We start from the raw sequence: 457 nt of genomic DNA, 5'->3' as shown, positions 1-457 counted from the left end.
TTGCCGCACCGTTAAAAATCACGTCCTGCATACTCTCGCCGCGAAGCTGCTTCGCCGAAGCCTCTCCCAACACCCAGCGCACCGCGTCAATCACATTCGACTTGCCGCAGCCGTTCGGCCCGATAACCGCAACAAGCTGCCCCGGAACATGAATCGTGGTCGGGTCGGTAAAAGATTTGAAGCCGGAGAGTTTAATGTGGGTAAGGCGCATGGCAATGTTTCGAATCTGAAAAGAAGGCGTATTTTAACGGAAATACGCTGATCCGTTGAGAGAAAAGCATCCATAAAGTCCGACTGCTTTTTTATCTTCAAAAGGCCGTCTGAAAAGTTTGTTAAAAAGAAACAGACTAGTATTGAACTCACTAAACTATTTAAAAGAAATTCATATAAAACAATTAACTAAAAAAACACCTGCCCAACCACCTGCCCTTTGATTAATTTTTGTACAGAAATGCAA

General features: G+C 44.4%; 1 protein-coding gene. It reads right to left on the bottom strand.

Features of this window, described 5'->3' with window-relative positions; all coding sequences use genetic code 11:
* On the bottom strand, positions 1-211 hold a 211-nt coding region (locus tag ACTHUR_RS20445), incomplete at its 3' end, for an AAA family ATPase (RefSeq protein ID WP_440367265.1).
* Positions 212-457 lie beyond the last annotated feature (246 nt).

Source organism: Neisseria sp. P0021.S007 (assembly GCF_051956855.1).
Note: the sequence above shows the minus strand (reverse complement) of the source record. Positions and strands in the feature narration are given on the sequence as shown.